Below are 17,988 nucleotides of genomic sequence, written 5' to 3' on the forward strand. Positions count from 1 at the left end.
ACAATGTCAAAATGTGTGATTTAAATCACATTATTTTGTCACTTTTTGTCAATGAAAGGGTTTTGTGAGGCAGGGCAGGAAGAGGGCAAATTTACCTTGTCTATGCCATCATTAGCGGTCATAGTTGATAGGATGGATTGCGGCTAAACCGCTTTAGTGATAGATAAAATGAATAAAAAAACGGCAGCCTGAAGGCTGCCGTTTTGCATTTCAGGCAATCAGGTTCGATTGCTGTTCGCCGCGATAATTTTCGCCACCTTATCCGCCTGCGCGTTGAGCTGCAGCTCACGATAGGCTTTTTCCATCAGCGGCAGCGCGTCATGGGTCGCTTTTGTATCCGGGAAGTCACGCAGCATACCTTCTACGCGGTTAGTTACGGCAACCCACGCACCGCGATCGGTGTAATATTCCGCGACCGACAGTTCATATTTCGATAGACGATCTTTCAGGAACACCAGACGCTTGGTGGCGTCGGTGACGTACTGGCTGTTCGGGTAGCCGCGCACCAGTTTAGAGAAGTCTTTGAATGCGTCACGGGCATGCGCCGGATCGCGATCGCTACGGTCTACGCCGAAGAACCCTTGCAGAGCACTGTCATCCAGCGCCATGTTGGTTAGCCCACGCATATACATTACATAATCAATGTTCGGGTGGGTTGGGTTCAGACGAATAAAACGGTCAATCGCGGCTTGCGCCAGCGGCAGATCGGCATTTTTGTAGTACGCGTAGATCAGATCCAACTGCACTTGTTGTGAGTAAGGACCAAACGGATAACGATTATCCAGTGCTTCCAGTTGCGTTATTGCCGCCTTCCAGTTACCGTCTTGCAGCTTTTGCTGAGCTGTCGCGTAGATTTCGTTTGGCGGATTATCAGGTACTTCTTCCTTTGAACCGGAGCAACCTGCCAAAGCCAGACTCAACGTGGCGGCTGCCACCAGATATTTCATGCGCGTCATGACGTTTAGACTTTCCTCAGAATGTTTATGCGGGAGATTCTTTATTCCTGCTCCCGACTAAGACCAGCTACAATAGCACACTATATTAAACGGCGAAGCCGTAAAACCCAACGTTAACGAAGAAGCTGTATATGGCACAACTGGTACAACTCACCGCAACGGTATCCGAAAATCAACTCGGTCAACGCTTAGATCAGGCTTTGGCCGAATTGTTCCCGGATTATTCGCGTTCGCGTATAAAAGAATGGATTCTCGATCAGCGTGTGCTGGTCAACGGCGTTGTCAGCGACAAGCCGAAAGAGAAAGTGTTGGGTGGCGAACTCATTGCTATCAATGCGGAAATCGAAGAAGAAGCACGTTTTGAACCGCAGGATATTCCACTTAACATCGTCTATGAAGACGATGACATTATCGTCATTAACAAACCGCGCGACTTGGTTGTACACCCGGGCGCGGGTAATCCTGATGGCACCGTTCTTAACGCTCTGCTGCATTATTACCCGCCAATTGTGGATGTTCCGCGCGCAGGTATCGTTCACCGCCTGGATAAAGACACCACCGGTTTGATGGTAGTGGCGAAAACCGTACCCGCTCAGACACGGCTGGTAGAATCGCTGCAACTGCGAGAAATCACACGTGAATACGAAGCGGTAGCGATTGGACATATGACTTCCGGTGGCACGGTGGAAGAACCGATCAGCCGCCATCCGACCAAGCGTACGCATATGTCGGTGCACCCGATGGGCAAACCGGCGGTGACTCACTACCGCATTATGGAGCATTTCCGTGTGCATACGCGCTTGCGTTTGCGCCTGGAAACAGGCCGTACGCACCAGATTCGCGTGCATATGGCGCATATCACCCATCCGCTGGTTGGCGACCAACTCTATGGCGGCCGCCCGCGTCCGCCGAAAGGCGCATCGGACGAGTTTATTGATGCACTGCGCAAGTTTGACCGTCAGGCTCTGCACGCCACTATGCTGCGCCTTTACCATCCTATCAGCGGTATCGAAATGGAATGGCATGCGCCAATTCCGCAAGATATGGTTGATTTAATTGATGCGATGCGCGCTGATTTTGAAACCCATAAGGACGATGTTGCCTGGTTATGACCAAACTGATCCTCCCGGACTGGCCGCTGCCAAAAGGTGTAGCGGCCTGCAGCTCGACGCGCGTCGGTGGTGTAAGCCTGCCACCTTACGATTCGCTGAATCTTGGCGCACACTGCGGAGACAATACTGAGCATGTGGAAGAGAATCGCGCGCGCGTATTCGCGGCGGGCGGTTTGCCTTCGAAGCCGGTATGGCTTGAGCAGGTTCATGGCACTGACGTGCTCACACTTAGCGGTGGTCCTTATGCGTCGAAACGGGCGGATGCGTCATACAGCAACACACCCGGTACGGTCTGTGCGGTGATGACCGCCGACTGTTTACCGGTCTTGTTTTGTAACCAGGCTGGCACTGAAGTTGCTGCTGCTCACGCTGGCTGGCGGGGTTTATGCGCAGGCGTGCTGGAACAGACGGTTGCGTGTTTCGCCGATAAGCCGGAAAATCTGCTGGCGTGGTTGGGGCCGGCAATTGGACCGCAAGCGTTTGAAGTCGGCGCAGAAGTTCGCGAAGCGTTTCTGGTCCACGATCCGCAGGCCGGCAGCGCTTTTCGACCCTACGGTGATAAATATTTTGCTGATATCTATCAGCTCGCTCGCCAGCGTCTGGCGAGCGTAGGCGTCCAGCACGTGTTCGGCGGCGATCACTGTACCTTCAGCGATAAGAATAATTTTTTCTCATACCGCCGGGACAAGACAACCGGGCGTATGGCAAGTTTCATTTGGCTGATATAACCTAAAGAATCAAGACGATCCAGTACGCGTAGGTTTTCTTTCGCATAATTCAGGTCATTCACCTTGAATAATTGAGGGATGACCTCATTTAATCTCCAGTAGCAATTTTGACCTGTTATGGGAGGAGTTATGCGTCTGGATCGTCTTACCAATAAATTCCAGCTTGCTCTCGCCGATGCCCAGTCGCTCGCACTCGGGCACGACAATCAATTTATCGAACCTCTTCATTTAATGAGCGCCTTACTCAATCAGGAAGGCGGTTCGATTCATCCTTTATTAACCTCTGCAGGCGTGAACGCCGGTCAGTTACGCACAGCGATTGAACAAGCGCTGAGCCGCTTACCACAGGTGGAGGGCACCGGTGGCGACGTACAGCCTTCTCAGGACCTGGTGCGTGTACTGAATCTTTGCGACAAGCTGGCGCAAAAGCGAGGTGACAACTTTATCTCGTCGGAACTTTTTGTTCTGGCGGCGCTTGAATCACGCGGTACGCTGACGGACTTGCTTAAATCTGCTGGCGCGACAACCGCCAATGTGACCCAGGCGATTGAACAAATGCGTGGGGGAGAGAACGTGAACGACCAGGGGGCCGAAGACCAACGTCAGGCCTTGAAAAAATTTACCGTTGATCTGACTGAACGCGCCGAACAAGGCAAGCTCGATCCAGTGATCGGCCGTGACGAAGAGATTCGTCGTACAATCCAGGTACTGCAACGGCGTACCAAAAATAACCCGGTGCTGATTGGTGAACCGGGTGTCGGTAAAACCGCGATTGTTGAAGGGCTGGCGCAGCGTATTGTCAACGGCGAAGTGCCGGAAGGGCTGAAAGGCCGCCGTGTACTGGCGCTGGACATGGGCGCACTGGTTGCTGGCGCAAAATATCGCGGTGAGTTTGAAGAACGTTTAAAAGGTGTGCTGAACGATCTGTCGAAACAGGAAGGCAACGTCATTCTGTTTATCGACGAGTTGCATACGATGGTCGGTGCTGGTAAAGCCGACGGTGCAATGGATGCGGGCAACATGCTTAAACCGGCGCTAGCGCGCGGTGAGTTGCACTGTGTGGGCGCCACCACGCTGGATGAGTATCGCCAGTATATAGAGAAAGATGCGGCGCTGGAGCGTCGTTTCCAGAAAGTGCTGGTGGCCGAGCCGACAGTGGAAGATACCATTGCGATTCTGCGTGGGCTGAAAGAGCGTTACGAACTGCATCACCATGTGCAAATTACCGACCCGGCAATTGTTGCGGCGGCAACGCTGTCGCATCGCTACATCGCCGATCGTCAACTGCCGGACAAAGCCATCGACTTGATTGATGAAGCTGCGTCCAGCATTCGTATGCAGATTGACTCGAAACCGGAAGAACTCGACCGGCTCGATCGCCGTATTATTCAGCTCAAACTGGAACAGCGGGCGCTGATGAAAGAGTCCGATGAAGCCAGTATCAAGCGGCTCGAAATGCTTAATGAAGAGTTGGAAGATAAAGAACGCCAGTACTCATCATTAGAAGAAGAGTGGAAAGCGGAAAAAGCCTCTCTTTCCGGAACCCAAACCATTAAGTCGGAACTGGAACAGGCCAAAATCGCCATGGAGCAAGCGCGCCGTAATGGTGATTTGGGGCGCATGTCTGAACTTCAGTACGGGAAAATTCCGGAACTTGAAAAACAGTTGGCTGCCGCAACTCAGGCCGAGGGCAAAACCATGCGTCTGCTACGTAACCGCGTGACCGATGCGGAAATTGCAGAGGTGTTGGCGCGTTGGACGGGCATCCCGGTAGCGAGAATGATGGAGGGCGAGCGCGAAAAATTATTGCGCATGGAGCATGACCTCCATCATCGGGTAATCGGCCAGGATGAAGCTGTCGAAGCCGTTTCTAACGCTATTCGCCGTAGCCGTGCTGGGTTGTCGGACCCGAATCGCCCGATCGGTTCGTTCCTCTTCCTTGGTCCTACCGGGGTGGGTAAAACCGAACTGTGTAAGTCTCTTGCGAACTTTATGTTCGATAGTGACGATGCAATGGTGCGTATCGACATGTCGGAATTTATGGAGAAACATTCCGTTTCGCGTCTTGTCGGTGCGCCTCCGGGATATGTTGGCTATGAAGAGGGCGGTTATCTGACGGAAGCGGTTCGCCGTCGCCCTTATTCCGTTATTCTGCTGGATGAAGTAGAGAAAGCGCATCCGGATGTGTTCAACATTCTGCTGCAGGTGCTGGACGATGGTCGTCTGACCGATGGACAAGGCAGAACGGTAGATTTCCGCAATACGGTCGTCATTATGACTTCCAACCTGGGTTCTGATTTGATCCAGGAGCGTTTTGGCGATCTGGATTACGGCCATATGAAAGACCTGGTGTTAGGTGTGGTTAGCCAGAATTTCCGTCCGGAATTCATCAACCGTATTGATGAAGTGGTGGTGTTCCATCCGTTGGGTGAAAAACACATTGCTTCTATTGCGCAGATCCAACTGCAACGTCTGTATAAACGTCTGGAAGAGCGTGGCTATGCGGTTACCATTTCCGACGACGCGCTGAAACTGCTCAGCGCAAACGGGTACGATCCGGTGTATGGCGCGCGTCCATTGAAACGCGCTATTCAACAGCAGATTGAAAACCCGCTGGCGCAGCAGATTCTTTCTGGTGAGCTAATTCCGGGCAAACCGGTGCAGCTCGTGGTGAAAGATGAGCGAATCGTGGCAGTGCAGTAAGTCACAAAAGAATAAAACGAGCCCTTTCGGGCTCGTTTTTGTTTGAAAACCAGGCAGAAATCAAACTTCTCAACCTAATTCGACTGAAAAGTGAGCGAACGATGACTTTTTTCAAATTAGGGGTTGTCAGCGGGAATTAACTCCCTATAATGCGCTTCCACTGACACGGCACAACGGCAAACACACCGGCATGTCAGGTGAAGAATTCTGAAAATAAACAGTTGACTTCACGGCGGGAAAGCGTAGTATACGCAACCCGCGCCGCAGCAAAAAGCGAGGCGGCACTGCTCTTTAACAATTTATCAGACAATCTGTGTGGGCACTCAGGGTGACTGGATTCTTGACGTCCTCGGACGAAAAATGAATACCAAGTCTCAGTGAGTGAACACGTAATTCATTACGAAGTTCTTTTCTTTAGAAATAAAGAAACATTGAGCATCAAACTTTTAAATTGAAGAGTTTGATCATGGCTCAGATTGAACGCTGGCGGCAGGCCTAACACATGCAAGTCGAACGGTAGCACAGAGAGCTTGCTCTCGGGTGACGAGTGGCGGACGGGTGAGTAATGTCTGGGAAACTGCCTGATGGAGGGGGATAACTACTGGAAACGGTAGCTAATACCGCATAACGTCGCAAGACCAAAGAGGGGGACCTTAGGGCCTCTTGCCATCAGATGTGCCCAGATGGGATTAGCTAGTAGGTGGGGTAACGGCTCACCTAGGCGACGATCCCTAGCTGGTCTGAGAGGATGACCAGCCACACTGGAACTGAGACACGGTCCAGACTCCTACGGGAGGCAGCAGTGGGGAATATTGCACAATGGGCGCAAGCCTGATGCAGCCATGCCGCGTGTATGAAGAAGGCCTTCGGGTTGTAAAGTACTTTCAGCGGGGAGGAAGGGAGTAAGGTTAATAACCTTGTTCATTGACGTTACCCGCAGAAGAAGCACCGGCTAACTCCGTGCCAGCAGCCGCGGTAATACGGAGGGTGCAAGCGTTAATCGGAATTACTGGGCGTAAAGCGCACGCAGGCGGTCTGTCAAGTCGGATGTGAAATCCCCGGGCTCAACCTGGGAACTGCATCCGAAACTGGCAGGCTTGAGTCTCGTAGAGGGAGGTAGAATTCCAGGTGTAGCGGTGAAATGCGTAGAGATCTGGAGGAATACCGGTGGCGAAGGCGGCCTCCTGGACGAAGACTGACGCTCAGGTGCGAAAGCGTGGGGAGCAAACAGGATTAGATACCCTGGTAGTCCACGCCGTAAACGATGTCTATTTGGAGGTTGTGCCCTTGAGGCGTGGCTTCCGGAGCTAACGCGTTAAATAGACCGCCTGGGGAGTACGGCCGCAAGGTTAAAACTCAAATGAATTGACGGGGGCCCGCACAAGCGGTGGAGCATGTGGTTTAATTCGATGCAACGCGAAGAACCTTACCTGGTCTTGACATCCACAGAACTTAGCAGAGATGCTTTGGTGCCTTCGGGAACTGTGAGACAGGTGCTGCATGGCTGTCGTCAGCTCGTGTTGTGAAATGTTGGGTTAAGTCCCGCAACGAGCGCAACCCTTATCCTTTGTTGCCAGCGGTCCGGCCGGGAACTCAAAGGAGACTGCCAGTGATAAACTGGAGGAAGGTGGGGATGACGTCAAGTCATCATGGCCCTTACGACCAGGGCTACACACGTGCTACAATGGCGCATACAAAGAGAAGCGACCTCGCGAGAGCAAGCGGACCTCATAAAGTGCGTCGTAGTCCGGATTGGAGTCTGCAACTCGACTCCATGAAGTCGGAATCGCTAGTAATCGTGGATCAGAATGCCACGGTGAATACGTTCCCGGGCCTTGTACACACCGCCCGTCACACCATGGGAGTGGGTTGCAAAAGAAGTAGGTAGCTTAACCTTCGGGAGGGCGCTTACCACTTTGTGATTCATGACTGGGGTGAAGTCGTAACAAGGTAACCGTAGGGGAACCTGCGGTTGGATCACCTCCTTACCTTAAAGAACCTGCCTCTGCAGTGTCCACACAGATTGTCTGATGAAAAGTAAATAGCAAGGCGTTTACGCGTCGGGAGTGAGGCTTAATAAATAAAGCCGCTCGCTTTCTGTTAATGAAAGCTCACCCTACACGAAAATATCACGCAGCGCGTGATATGCAATTTTCGTGTCCCCTTCGTCTAGAGGCCCAGGACACCGCCCTTTCACGGCGGTAACAGGGGTTCGAATCCCCTAGGGGACGCCACTTGCGCGGTAATGTGTGAAAGGCGTTGCCAGCCGTATCTCAAAACTGACTTGCGAGTCACGTTTGAGATATTTGCTCTTTAAAAATCTGGATCAAGCTGAAAATTGAAACACTGAACAGTGTGAACTGTTCTGTGAGTCTCTCAAATTTTTACAGCGCGATGATGAATCGAAAGAAACATCTTCGGGTTGTGAGGTTAAGCGACTAAGCGTACACGGTGGATGCCCTGGCAGTCAGAGGCGATGAAGGACGTGCTAATCTGCGAAAAGCGCCGGTAAGGTGATATGAACCGTTATAGCCGGCGATGTCCGAATGGGGAAACCCAGTGTGACTCGTCACACTATCATTAACTGAATCCATAGGTTAATGAGGCGAACCGGGGGAACTGAAACATCTAAGTACCCCGAGGAAAAGAAATCAACCGAGATTCCCCCAGTAGCGGCGAGCGAACGGGGAGGAGCCCAGAGTCTGAATCAGCTTGTGTGTTAGTGGAAGCGTCTGGAAAGTCGCGCGATACAGGGTGACAGCCCCGTACACAAAAGCACACAGGCTGTGAGCTCGATGAGTAGGGCGGGACACGTGGTATCCTGTCTGAATATGGGGGGACCATCCTCCAAGGCTAAATACTCCTGACTGACCGATAGTGAACCAGTACCGTGAGGGAAAGGCGAAAAGAACCCCGGCGAGGGGAGTGAAAAAGAACCTGAAACCGTGTACGTACAAGCAGTGGGAGCCTCTTGATGGGGTGACTGCGTACCTTTTGTATAATGGGTCAGCGACTTATATTCTGTAGCAAGGTTAACCGAATAGGGGAGCCGAAGGGAAACCGAGTCTTAACTGGGCGTTAAGTTGCAGGGTATAGACCCGAAACCCGGTGATCTAGCCATGGGCAGGTTGAAGGTTGGGTAACACTAACTGGAGGACCGAACCGACTAATGTTGAAAAATTAGCGGATGACCTGTGGCTGGGGGTGAAAGGCCAATCAAACCGGGAGATAGCTGGTTCTCCCCGAAAGCTATTTAGGTAGCGCCTCGTGAATTCATCTCCGGGGGTAGAGCACTGTTTCGGCTAGGGGGCCATCCCGGCTTACCAACCCGATGCAAACTACGAATACCGGAGAATGTTATCACGGGAGACACACGGCGGGTGCTAACGTCCGTCGTGAAGAGGGAAACAACCCAGACCGCCAGCTAAGGTCCCAAAGTCATGGTTAAGTGGGAAACGATGTGGGAAGGCCCAGACAGCCAGGATGTTGGCTTAGAAGCAGCCATCATTTAAAGAAAGCGTAATAGCTCACTGGTCGAGTCGGCCTGCGCGGAAGATGTAACGGGGCTAAACCATGCACCGAAGCTGCGGCAGCGACACTATTGTGTTGTTGGGTAGGGGAGCGTTCTGTAAGCCTGCGAAGGTGGCCTGTGAGGGTTGCTGGAGGTATCAGAAGTGCGAATGCTGACATAAGTAACGATAAAGCGGGTGAAAAGCCCGCTCGCCGGAAGACCAAGGGTTCCTGTCCAACGTTAATCGGGGCAGGGTGAGTCGACCCCTAAGGCGAGGCCGAAAGGCGTAGTCGATGGGAAACAGGTTAATATTCCTGTACTTGGTGTTACTGCGAAGGGGGGACGGAGAAGGCTATGTTAGCCGGGCGACGGTTGTCCCGGTTTAAGCGTGAAGGTGTGTGCTCCAGGCAAATCCGGAGTGCTTTAACACTGAGGCGTGATGACGAGGCACTACGGTGCTGAAGTAACAAATGCCCTGCTTCCAGGAAAAGCCTCTAAGCATCAGGTAACACGAAATCGTACCCCAAACCGACACAGGTGGTCAGGTAGAGAATACCAAGGCGCTTGAGAGAACTCGGGTGAAGGAACTAGGCAAAATGGTGCCGTAACTTCGGGAGAAGGCACGCTGATATGTAGGTGAAGCGACTTGCTCGTGGAGCTGAAATCAGTCGAAGATACCAGCTGGCTGCAACTGTTTATTAAAAACACAGCACTGTGCAAACACGAAAGTGGACGTATACGGTGTGACGCCTGCCCGGTGCCGGAAGGTTAATTGATGGGGTCATCCGTAAGGAGAAGCTCTTGATCGAAGCCCCGGTAAACGGCGGCCGTAACTATAACGGTCCTAAGGTAGCGAAATTCCTTGTCGGGTAAGTTCCGACCTGCACGAATGGCGTAATGATGGCCAGGCTGTCTCCACCCGAGACTCAGTGAAATTGAACTCGCTGTGAAGATGCAGTGTACCCGCGGCAAGACGGAAAGACCCCGTGAACCTTTACTATAGCTTGACACTGAACACTGGTCCTTGATGTGTAGGATAGGTGGGAGGCTTTGAAGCGTGGACGCCAGTCTGCGTGGAGCCATCCTTGAAATACCACCCTTTAATGGCTGGTGTTCTAACGTGGACCCGTAATCCGGGTTGCGGACAGTGTCTGGTGGGTAGTTTGACTGGGGCGGTCTCCTCCTAAAGCGTAACGGAGGAGCACGAAGGTCAGCTAATCCTGGTCGGACATCAGGAGGTTAGTGCAATGGCATAAGCTGGCTTGACTGCGAGCGTGACGGCGCGAGCAGGTGCGAAAGCAGGTCATAGTGATCCGGTGGTTCTGAATGGAAGGGCCATCGCTCAACGGATAAAAGGTACTCCGGGGATAACAGGCTGATACCGCCCAAGAGTTCATATCGACGGCGGTGTTTGGCACCTCGATGTCGGCTCATCACATCCTGGGGCTGAAGTAGGTCCCAAGGGTATGGCTGTTCGCCATTTAAAGTGGTACGCGAGCTGGGTTTAGAACGTCGTGAGACAGTTCGGTCCCTATCTGCCGTGGGCGCTGGAGAATTGAGGGGGGCTGCTCCTAGTACGAGAGGACCGGAGTGGACGCATCACTGGTGTTCGGGTTGTCATGCCAATGGCACTGCCCGGTAGCTAAATGCGGAAGAGATAAGTGCTGAAAGCATCTAAGCACGAAACTTGCCCCGAGATGAGTTCTCCCTGAGACTTTAAGTCTCCTGAAGGAACGTTGAAGACGACGACGTTGATAGGCCGGGTGTGTAAGCGCAGCGATGCGTTGAGCTAACCGGTACTAATGAACCGTGAGGCTTAACCTTACAACGCCGAAGATGTTTTGGCGGTGAGAGACATGAAATCAGCTTGATGACAGATTACATCAGAACGTAAAAGCGGTCTGATAAACAGAATTTGCCTGGCGGCAACAGCGCGGTGGTCCCACCTGACCCCATGCCGAACTCAGAAGTGAAACGCCGTAGCGCCGATGGTAGTGTGGGGTCTCCCCATGCGAGAGTAGGGAACTGCCAGGCATCAAACCAGTGAAGAGGCCATCCTGACGGATGGCCTTTTTGCGTTTTTATGCAGCGAAATTCATGCCTGCGATGCTGGTTGCTGGTTTTTTGTTTTATGTTCCAGGCCAGAACACTTCATGTTAAACAGGCAGTAAGTACCAGCAAATTAATCCACTTGCCTAATCCAGCGCACAACAGGCGTGACTGACGCCTGCCCAGAACAAAGCCTCATGTGAAAGCACGGGGGCTTTTTTGTACAAATCCACATATGCCCCTATTCTGAATTACTTACCTTGCTAAGTTGAAATGTGATGTAAATCGCTTCTGCACTATAACAAATGTGTAACATTTTGATTTTTTGCGCTGAGTGGATATGGATATTCATAAGGTCCATATCTCCAAAATCTCTAGCAGGAGTATCAGTAGAATGGCAGAAAGCAGTGTGACGACACGAGACTCGCTCACCAGTAGCGATACCCGGCGCAGGGTATGGGCGATCATTGGCGCTTCATCAGGTAACCTGGTTGAGTGGTTTGATTTCTATGTCTACTCCTTTTGCTCCCTCTATTTCGCGCACATCTTTTTCCCTGCCGGCAACACAACAACTCAGCTATTACAAACGGCGGGGGTTTTTGCCGCAGGCTTCCTGATGCGACCGATCGGGGGTTGGTTATTTGGCCGTATCGCTGACAGGCGCGGACGTAAGGCATCAATGCTTATCTCGGTGTGTATGATGTGCCTGGGATCGTTGGTCATCGCCTGCTTACCCGGTTATGAGTCCATTGGCACCTGGGCGCCAGCATTATTACTGCTGGCGCGCCTGTTCCAGGGGCTATCAGTGGGCGGTGAATACGGTACAAGCGCGACTTATATGAGCGAAGTTGCAGTGGAAGGGCGTAAAGGGTTTTACGCATCATTTCAGTATGTGACGCTGATCGGCGGGCAATTGCTGGCTCTGCTGGTTGTGGTTGTATTGCAGCAAGTTCTAAGTGACGAAGATTTACGTGCCTGGGGATGGCGTATTCCGTTTGCGCTCGGTGCCGCACTGGCTATTGTTGCGCTGTGGCTACGCCGACAACTTGATGAAACCTCGCGGCAAGAGGTACGCGCCCTGAAAGAGGCGGGATCGCTAAAAGGGCTGTGGCGTAACCGCAAGGCTTTCATTATGGTGCTTGGCTTTACAGCTGGCGGCTCACTGGCGTTCTACACCTTTACCACCTATATGCAAAAATATCTGGTGAATACCGCCGGAATGCATGCCAACGTTGCCAGCGTCATTATGACAGTTGCGTTATTTGTCTTTATGCTGATTCAACCCGTTATTGGCGCGCTGTCGGATAAAATAGGCCGTCGTAATTCAATGTTGCTGTTCGGCGGTCTTGCCACACTTTGCACTGTCCCGATTCTCAGTGCTCTCCATAGCGTCACTTCGCCTTATGCCGCGTTCGCGCTGGTCATGCTGGCATTAGTGATCGTCAGTTTCTACACCTCAATCAGTGGGATCCTGAAAGCCGAAATGTTCCCGGCGCAAGTTCGTGCGTTAGGTGTCGGGTTATCTTATGCCGTGGCGAATGCGCTGTTTGGTGGTTCGGCTGAGTATGTTGCGCTGTCGCTGAAATCGGTCGGTTTTGAAAGCAGTTTTTTCTGGTACGTTACTGTGATGGGCGCATTGGCATTTCTGGTTTCTTTAATGCTGCATCGCAAAGGGAAAGGCATACGCCTTTAGTTTCTATCTTGCCAGTTGCCACATGGCAAAACCTGTTGTGGCACCGGCAATATCCCAGGCGAAATCTTTCCAGCTCCAGCCGCTCCCTGCCGGGCGGCTATCCCATAACTCTTTCGATGCGCCAAGGCTGACAGAAAACATCAGGCCGTATACCGCACTTCGGTCACGGCTGATGCCCTGATGTTGCGCGTATTCATTCCCGGCTGCGGAAAGCATGGCCGAACCAAGAAAATGTTGTGCTTTATCTTGACCGCTCCAGCTATCGTTCGCCATATGGCTACAGCCTGTCAGCAGCAGCGTTGTTGCCAGCAAGGTGTATTTCATTGAAAGACCTGAAAAAAAGCCCCATCGCAGAGACGGGGCTTAATGTTAAAGAATGCGACTAATCAGCTTATCAATGCGGATACGGCGCAGGCGGCGTATCAGCTTACGCACTTTCACCGGGTAATCCGCAATGCTCTGCAAATCGCGGTAATGATTTACCACGGTGGTGTGCGTGCGAATACGTTCCAGCTCTTTATCACGCTGTGCGACCAGCTCATGTTTTGGATCGTGGATAAGCACTGCGTTTTCCAGATCCAGACGCCAGGCGCGTGGGTTCAGGTTGTTCCCGGTGAGCAAGATCCACTCATCATCAACCCACATCCCTTTCAGGTGGTAGCTGTTATCTTCATCTTTCCAGAGGCGAACGACGAGTTGATCGGTATTCACATAATATTGCAGGCGGCTTAAGAAACGGCGCAGATTGATCTCATACAGATAAGGTAACGCACCAATAATCTTAAACGGCTCATCTTCAGGAATAAAAAAGTCATTCGCTGTCTTATCGCCAACGATGATTTCGACTTTTTTCCCCTCACGCAGCAGCTGAATAATATTACGTACCAGTACCGCCGGCAGGTTGAAATAGGGCGTACAAATCGTCAGCTTGTGCTCTGCGCACGGCATCAGATGGAAAATCGTCTTGTTCAGCAGGCTGGATTTTCCCAGACCAACCAGCGGAGTCACGGCCAGTTGTTCGTTATCCGCATCGCCCTGGAAATGGTACGACGCATCGCGCAATTCCTGGCGGAACAGACGGATATCATTTTTGATTTCCGGGCTTTTAGGACGCTGCGGGTCGTCAAGGCGGTTCACACCACGGCCCTGGATCAGATTCTGCTCAACCCAGCCTTGCATGACGTCAGCCATCTGCGGATTGCGGATCAACTGATAACGGTCATAGCGGTATTTATCGTGCTGATGCAGGTAAACATCGTTAAGGCTCGCGCCGCTATACAGCACGCAGTCATCAATAATAAAGCCTTTGAAGTGGAGCACGCCAAGCGCTTCGCGGGTATTAACCGGCACCCCGTAAACGGGAACGACAACGCCTGGGTTTTCCTGCGCCAGACGGCAGTACCAGTCCGCATTGGTATTTGACGCTGCTGCGCCAATACGTCCGCGCTGAGCGCGATGCCAGTCTACGAGGACGCGAACATCCAGCTCCGGGCGCTGGCGTTTTGCTTCATACAGCGCGTTCAGAATTCCTTTCCCGCCATCATCCTGCTCAAGATACAGGGCAATGATATAGATCCGGCGCGTTGCACTGGCTATCTTTGCAAGCAGCGTCTCCCTGAAATCAGCAGGAGCATAGAAGAACTCTATATCATCAGCTGACTGAGAAATCTTGGGTAATTGGGCAAGGTGTTGTTGATGTTTATTACGCTTAAATTTTGACAACATCACAGTGCGTTTCTTCTCTGTTTATTGAAGGGTCTTCTGTAGCATGCAGACGACATAAGCGGGCAATAATAACACCGAGCCTGCTAAAGTGGTCAACATTTCCAGTACCTTACTCGGGATTACTCTGTCGGTGTCAGATGGAGCGACAAACCGACTATGCCATCTTCCAGTTGGATATCGACATCGAATCCCAGTTTACGCGCCAGCGTTACCATGCCGCGATTGTTGGGCATAGTAATACCATTCAAACGCTTAAGTCCGTGATCCCGGGTATAACTGATGAGCTTTTCAAGTAAACGTCGTCCAAGCCCGAGCCCTTTCAAATCGGATCGCACCAGCACGGCAAATTCAGCGTCAATATTATCCGGATCGGAAATAGCGCGGGTTACACCCAAAATCTCTTCGCCCTGATCGGTGCTACGCACGGCCACGAAGGCCATTTCCCGATCGTAGTCGATCTGCGTCATATTCGCTAAATCATCGTGGGTAAATTCGTTGATCTCGCTAAAGTAGCGATAATAGAGATCTTCTTTTGTCACTCTGGCAATAAATGCCTGCAACTGAGGTTCGTCTTCGGGAAGAATCGGGCGGAACAGGCACTGCTCGCCATTTCTCATCTCAACGCGTTCTTCCAGATGCTGCGGATAGGGGCGAATCGCAAGACGCGTCTCACCGTTCCCGACGCTGGGCGCAATAGACATCGTCACATCCAGCGCCGTGAATTCGCTGCCGGAAGCCAGCAAAGGGTGAATATCAAGTCGTTCGATTTCCGGGCAATCGACAATCAAATTTGAGACCTGAACTAAAAACTGGCTCAGACCAGCGATATCCAGCGTGCGTAATGCGCTGCGCCCACGGATCTTTTTACTTTTGATCGCCTGAATGACCAGGTAGCGCGCCAGGTTCATGTTCAGTGGCGGAAGCGCCACTGCGGCTTGATCCTCTGCCCGCCACTCAACGCCGCCTTCACCTAACATGATCAGCGGGCCGAAAACCGGATCGTGTTCTACCACAACACGCAGTTCCTGCGCGCCAGCACGGTTCGCCATGCTCTGCACTTGCAATCCATGGATACGCGCTTGCGGCCAATTCATTTTGACGCGATCGATAATCGCATCAGCAGCCTGCTGCACCTCTTTTGCGGTGCGCAGATAAAGCATTACCCCCTGGACTTCCGACTTGTGCGGGATATCCGGAGAGCGCAATTTCAGCGCGACCGGGTAGCCAATCTGTTCGGCAATATGCACGGCTTCCGCACTGTCGCTGGCAATCCAGGTCGGCAGCGTTTGCAGCCCCCAGGCGCGTAAAATTGGCTGCACTTCATGGGTATCCAGCGTTGATGCACCATCGGCTAGCGCCTGCTGCAGAAGGTTGTGTGCAGCGGCGGTATCTGCTGTCAGGCTCACTGAGATCGCCGGCGTTTCACGTAGCTGTTTCTGGTTTCGCCGATATTCCACCATATGCATAAAGGCCGTAATGGTGCCTTCAGGCGTTCGGTAAGTTGGCAGCCCGGCTTCGCTGAACAGACGCCGCGCTTCCTGCGAGGAAAACTCACCGCACCAGTTGGTCAGTACAGTGACATATTTCCCGCGGGAATGTTTTTTCAGCGCGTCAATTAACGCCACCGCGCTTTCGCTGCCTGGCGCGGCGGCGCTGGGGGCGTGGATCACCATCAGCGCATCGTAATCCTGGCTATCAAGCAGAATATTCAACGCTGCGATGTAACGCTCGCTGCTGGCGTCATCGCGCAAGTCCAGCGGGTTAGCGGGTTCCACATATTCCGGCAGTACGGCGCGCAGCTGCGTGATCGTCTCTTCACTCAGCGTGGCCAGCTTGCCGTTGCGTGACCATAGTTCGTCGAGTGCCAGTGCGGCGGGGGCTGCGCCATTACTGACGATCATCAACCGTTCGCCGCGCAACGGGCGCATATGGCTGAGCGTTTCGACGGCGGAAAAAAGCTCATGGGTATCCTGTACCCGCAATAAACCGGCGCGCTGAATAGCCGCATCCCAGGCCGGATCGAGCCCCGCATGGGAATGCAGCAGACGCTGCGCTTCCGGGCTGCGACCACTTTTTATGACCAGAATCGGTTTATTACGCGATGCGCTACGTGCGGCGGAAACAAAGCGGCGGGCATCACTTAGCTGTTCCAGATAGAGCAGAATGGCGCTGGTTTTACTGTCTCGCGCCAGGAAATCGAGCAGTTCATCAACATCAATATCGAGGCTATCGCCGAGTGCGATGAAATAAGAAAACCCCATTTCCCGCTGCTGCGCCCAGTCAAGTATGGTATTGGAAACGGCGGCAGACTGGGAAATAAACGCCAGTTTGCCGCGTGTAATCGGCACCGGCGAGAAACTGGCGTTAAGGCCTTGCCAGGGGGCGAGTAAGCCCAGGCTGTTCGGGCCAAGCAACCGCATTTGATAGCGGGCAGCGCAGGCGAGCAAATCGGCATGCTGTTCGGGCGGAGCAGAAAGGATAATGCAGGTTTTACACCCCTTTTGGCCGAGCGCCTCAAGCAGCGTCAAATTACGTTTTGCGTGGGTACACAACACCGCAAGATCGGGCGTGAAAGGCAGGCTGGCGACATCCGGCCATGCCAGTACGCCCTGTACCGCTTTATAGGCGGGCGTCACCGGTAAGACAGGACCTGCGAAACCGCCTGCCAGCAAATTGCGCATCATTAAAAAACCCGCGCGATCCGGCTTCATAGATGCACCCACCACCGCAATCGATCGGGGACGTAATAACGCTTCCAGCCCTCGTTGGCTCATACCGGCCTCCGCAAAAGAGTGACCCGATGATATTAAACGTTTTCTGCGGTGTTTGCTGTGATGGCGGGCGAATGATGCGGTTTCCCCGCCAGGTAACGTTCACGAAACAGAGTGAAGTGATCGCCGAGCGCTTGCGCGGCGGTGTTATCGCCAGCCAAATCCAACAGAGCAATGGCCACTTCCGCCGTGCAGTATTGATCTTCTGCATGCGCTTCCCGTAAGCGATAGGCAGACACGCGTGACAGATCGACGGAGATAACCGGTAATGCATCCAGATAGGGGCTTTTGCGAAACATTTTACGCGCTTCGGTCCAGGTGCCATCCAGCATAATAAACAGTGGTGGTTTGCCGACGGCCGGGGTGCTCAACACCTGACGTTCGCTGCCCGCGTAAGAGGCCGGGAAGACGACCATCGGTTGGTACGCTTCGCTGGCGCACAAATCGATTAGCGCTTGCGGCGGCTCGGTACGCGACCATTGAAAAGCCTGCGTGTCAGGCAAGATATCGGCAATCAAACGCCCCGTGTTACTGGGTTTCATCGGCTCGGTGTCGAACATGACCAGGCAAAAACGGCTGTTGGCGCAAGCCGGTTTTAAGGTATCACATAGACAGTTTTTCAGCGGCAGCAGGCAGCGCTGGCAGCGGCGAATACGGTTGCCACGCGCCAGAAACGGGCGCGTCGAGCGGGCAAGACGCTCAGCACGGAGTTGGAGAACAGCGTTATTGGTCATGAAGGT

9 protein-coding genes, 1 tRNA gene and 3 rRNA genes are annotated in these 17,988 nt (G+C 52.8%); 8 read left to right on the plus strand and 5 right to left on the minus strand.

Annotated features, from left to right (window positions below; all coding sequences use genetic code 11):
• Positions 1-218 precede the first annotated feature (218 nt).
• A complete protein-coding gene (gene bamD / locus C813_RS28905) occupies positions 219-956 on the minus strand; it encodes an outer membrane protein assembly factor BamD (protein ID WP_017459961.1) in 738 nt (245 codons plus the stop codon).
• Between the two features lie 131 nt (positions 957-1,087).
• Here bamD and rluD point away from each other — a divergent pair, with 131 nt between their 5' ends.
• From rluD to C813_RS28945, 8 genes are all read left to right on the plus strand, one after another.
• On the plus strand, positions 1,088-2,068 hold the full coding sequence (gene rluD, locus C813_RS28910) for a 23S rRNA pseudouridine(1911/1915/1917) synthase RluD (protein ID WP_017459962.1): 981 nt from the start codon (positions 1,088-1,090) through the stop codon (positions 2,066-2,068).
• Entirely contained in the window at positions 2,065-2,796 is a 732-nt protein-coding gene (gene yfiH, locus C813_RS28915) for a purine nucleoside phosphorylase YfiH (protein WP_017459963.1), read from the plus strand. Before rluD ends, yfiH begins: the two co-directional genes overlap by 4 nt.
• A gap of 129 nt (positions 2,797-2,925) precedes the next feature.
• Positions 2,926-5,499: an ATP-dependent chaperone ClpB gene (clpB, locus tag C813_RS28920; protein WP_017459964.1), complete on the plus strand. Its 2,574-nt coding sequence runs from the start codon at positions 2,926-2,928 to the stop codon at positions 5,497-5,499.
• Positions 5,500-5,947: 448 nt separating this feature from the next.
• Positions 5,948-7,487 (plus strand): 16S ribosomal RNA (locus tag C813_RS28925).
• Positions 7,488-7,657: 170 nt separating this feature from the next.
• A tRNA-Glu gene (locus tag C813_RS28930) sits at positions 7,658-7,733 on the plus strand.
• Between the two features lie 194 nt (positions 7,734-7,927).
• Positions 7,928-10,834 (plus strand): 23S ribosomal RNA (locus C813_RS28935).
• A 94-nt stretch (positions 10,835-10,928) separates the two neighbouring features.
• Positions 10,929-11,044, plus strand: a 5S ribosomal RNA gene (gene rrf, locus C813_RS28940).
• The 16S, 23S and 5S rRNA genes sit together here with 1 tRNA gene alongside, the layout of an rRNA operon.
• Positions 11,045-11,453: 409 nt before the next feature.
• On the plus strand, positions 11,454-12,752 hold the full coding sequence (locus tag C813_RS28945; RefSeq protein ID WP_017459055.1) for an MFS transporter: 1,299 nt from the start codon (positions 11,454-11,456) through the stop codon (positions 12,750-12,752).
• 3 nt (positions 12,753-12,755) lie between these two features.
• Here C813_RS28945 and C813_RS28950 read toward each other — a convergent pair whose 3' ends face one another.
• From C813_RS28950 to C813_RS28965, 4 genes are all read right to left on the minus strand, one after another.
• Positions 12,756-13,076: a YfiM family lipoprotein gene (locus tag C813_RS28950; protein WP_017459054.1), complete on the minus strand. Its 321-nt coding sequence runs from the start codon at positions 13,074-13,076 to the stop codon at positions 12,756-12,758.
• A 45-nt stretch (positions 13,077-13,121) separates the two neighbouring features.
• A complete protein-coding gene (gene pssA, locus C813_RS28955; protein WP_025263877.1) occupies positions 13,122-14,477 on the minus strand; it encodes a CDP-diacylglycerol--serine O-phosphatidyltransferase in 1,356 nt (451 codons plus the stop codon).
• Positions 14,478-14,596: 119 nt separating this feature from the next.
• Complete coding sequence (locus C813_RS28960) at positions 14,597-17,251, minus strand: bifunctional acetate--CoA ligase family protein/GNAT family N-acetyltransferase (RefSeq protein ID WP_017459052.1); 2,655 nt, start codon at positions 17,249-17,251, stop codon at positions 14,597-14,599.
• 32 nt (positions 17,252-17,283) lie between these two features.
• A complete protein-coding gene (locus C813_RS28965) occupies positions 17,284-17,982 on the minus strand; it encodes a tRNA-uridine aminocarboxypropyltransferase (protein ID WP_017459051.1) in 699 nt (232 codons plus the stop codon).
• Positions 17,983-17,988: the final 6 nt, after the last annotated feature.

The sequence above is a fragment of the Kosakonia sacchari SP1 genome (genome assembly GCF_000300455.3).
Classification (GTDB): domain Bacteria; phylum Pseudomonadota; class Gammaproteobacteria; order Enterobacterales; family Enterobacteriaceae; genus Kosakonia; species Kosakonia sacchari.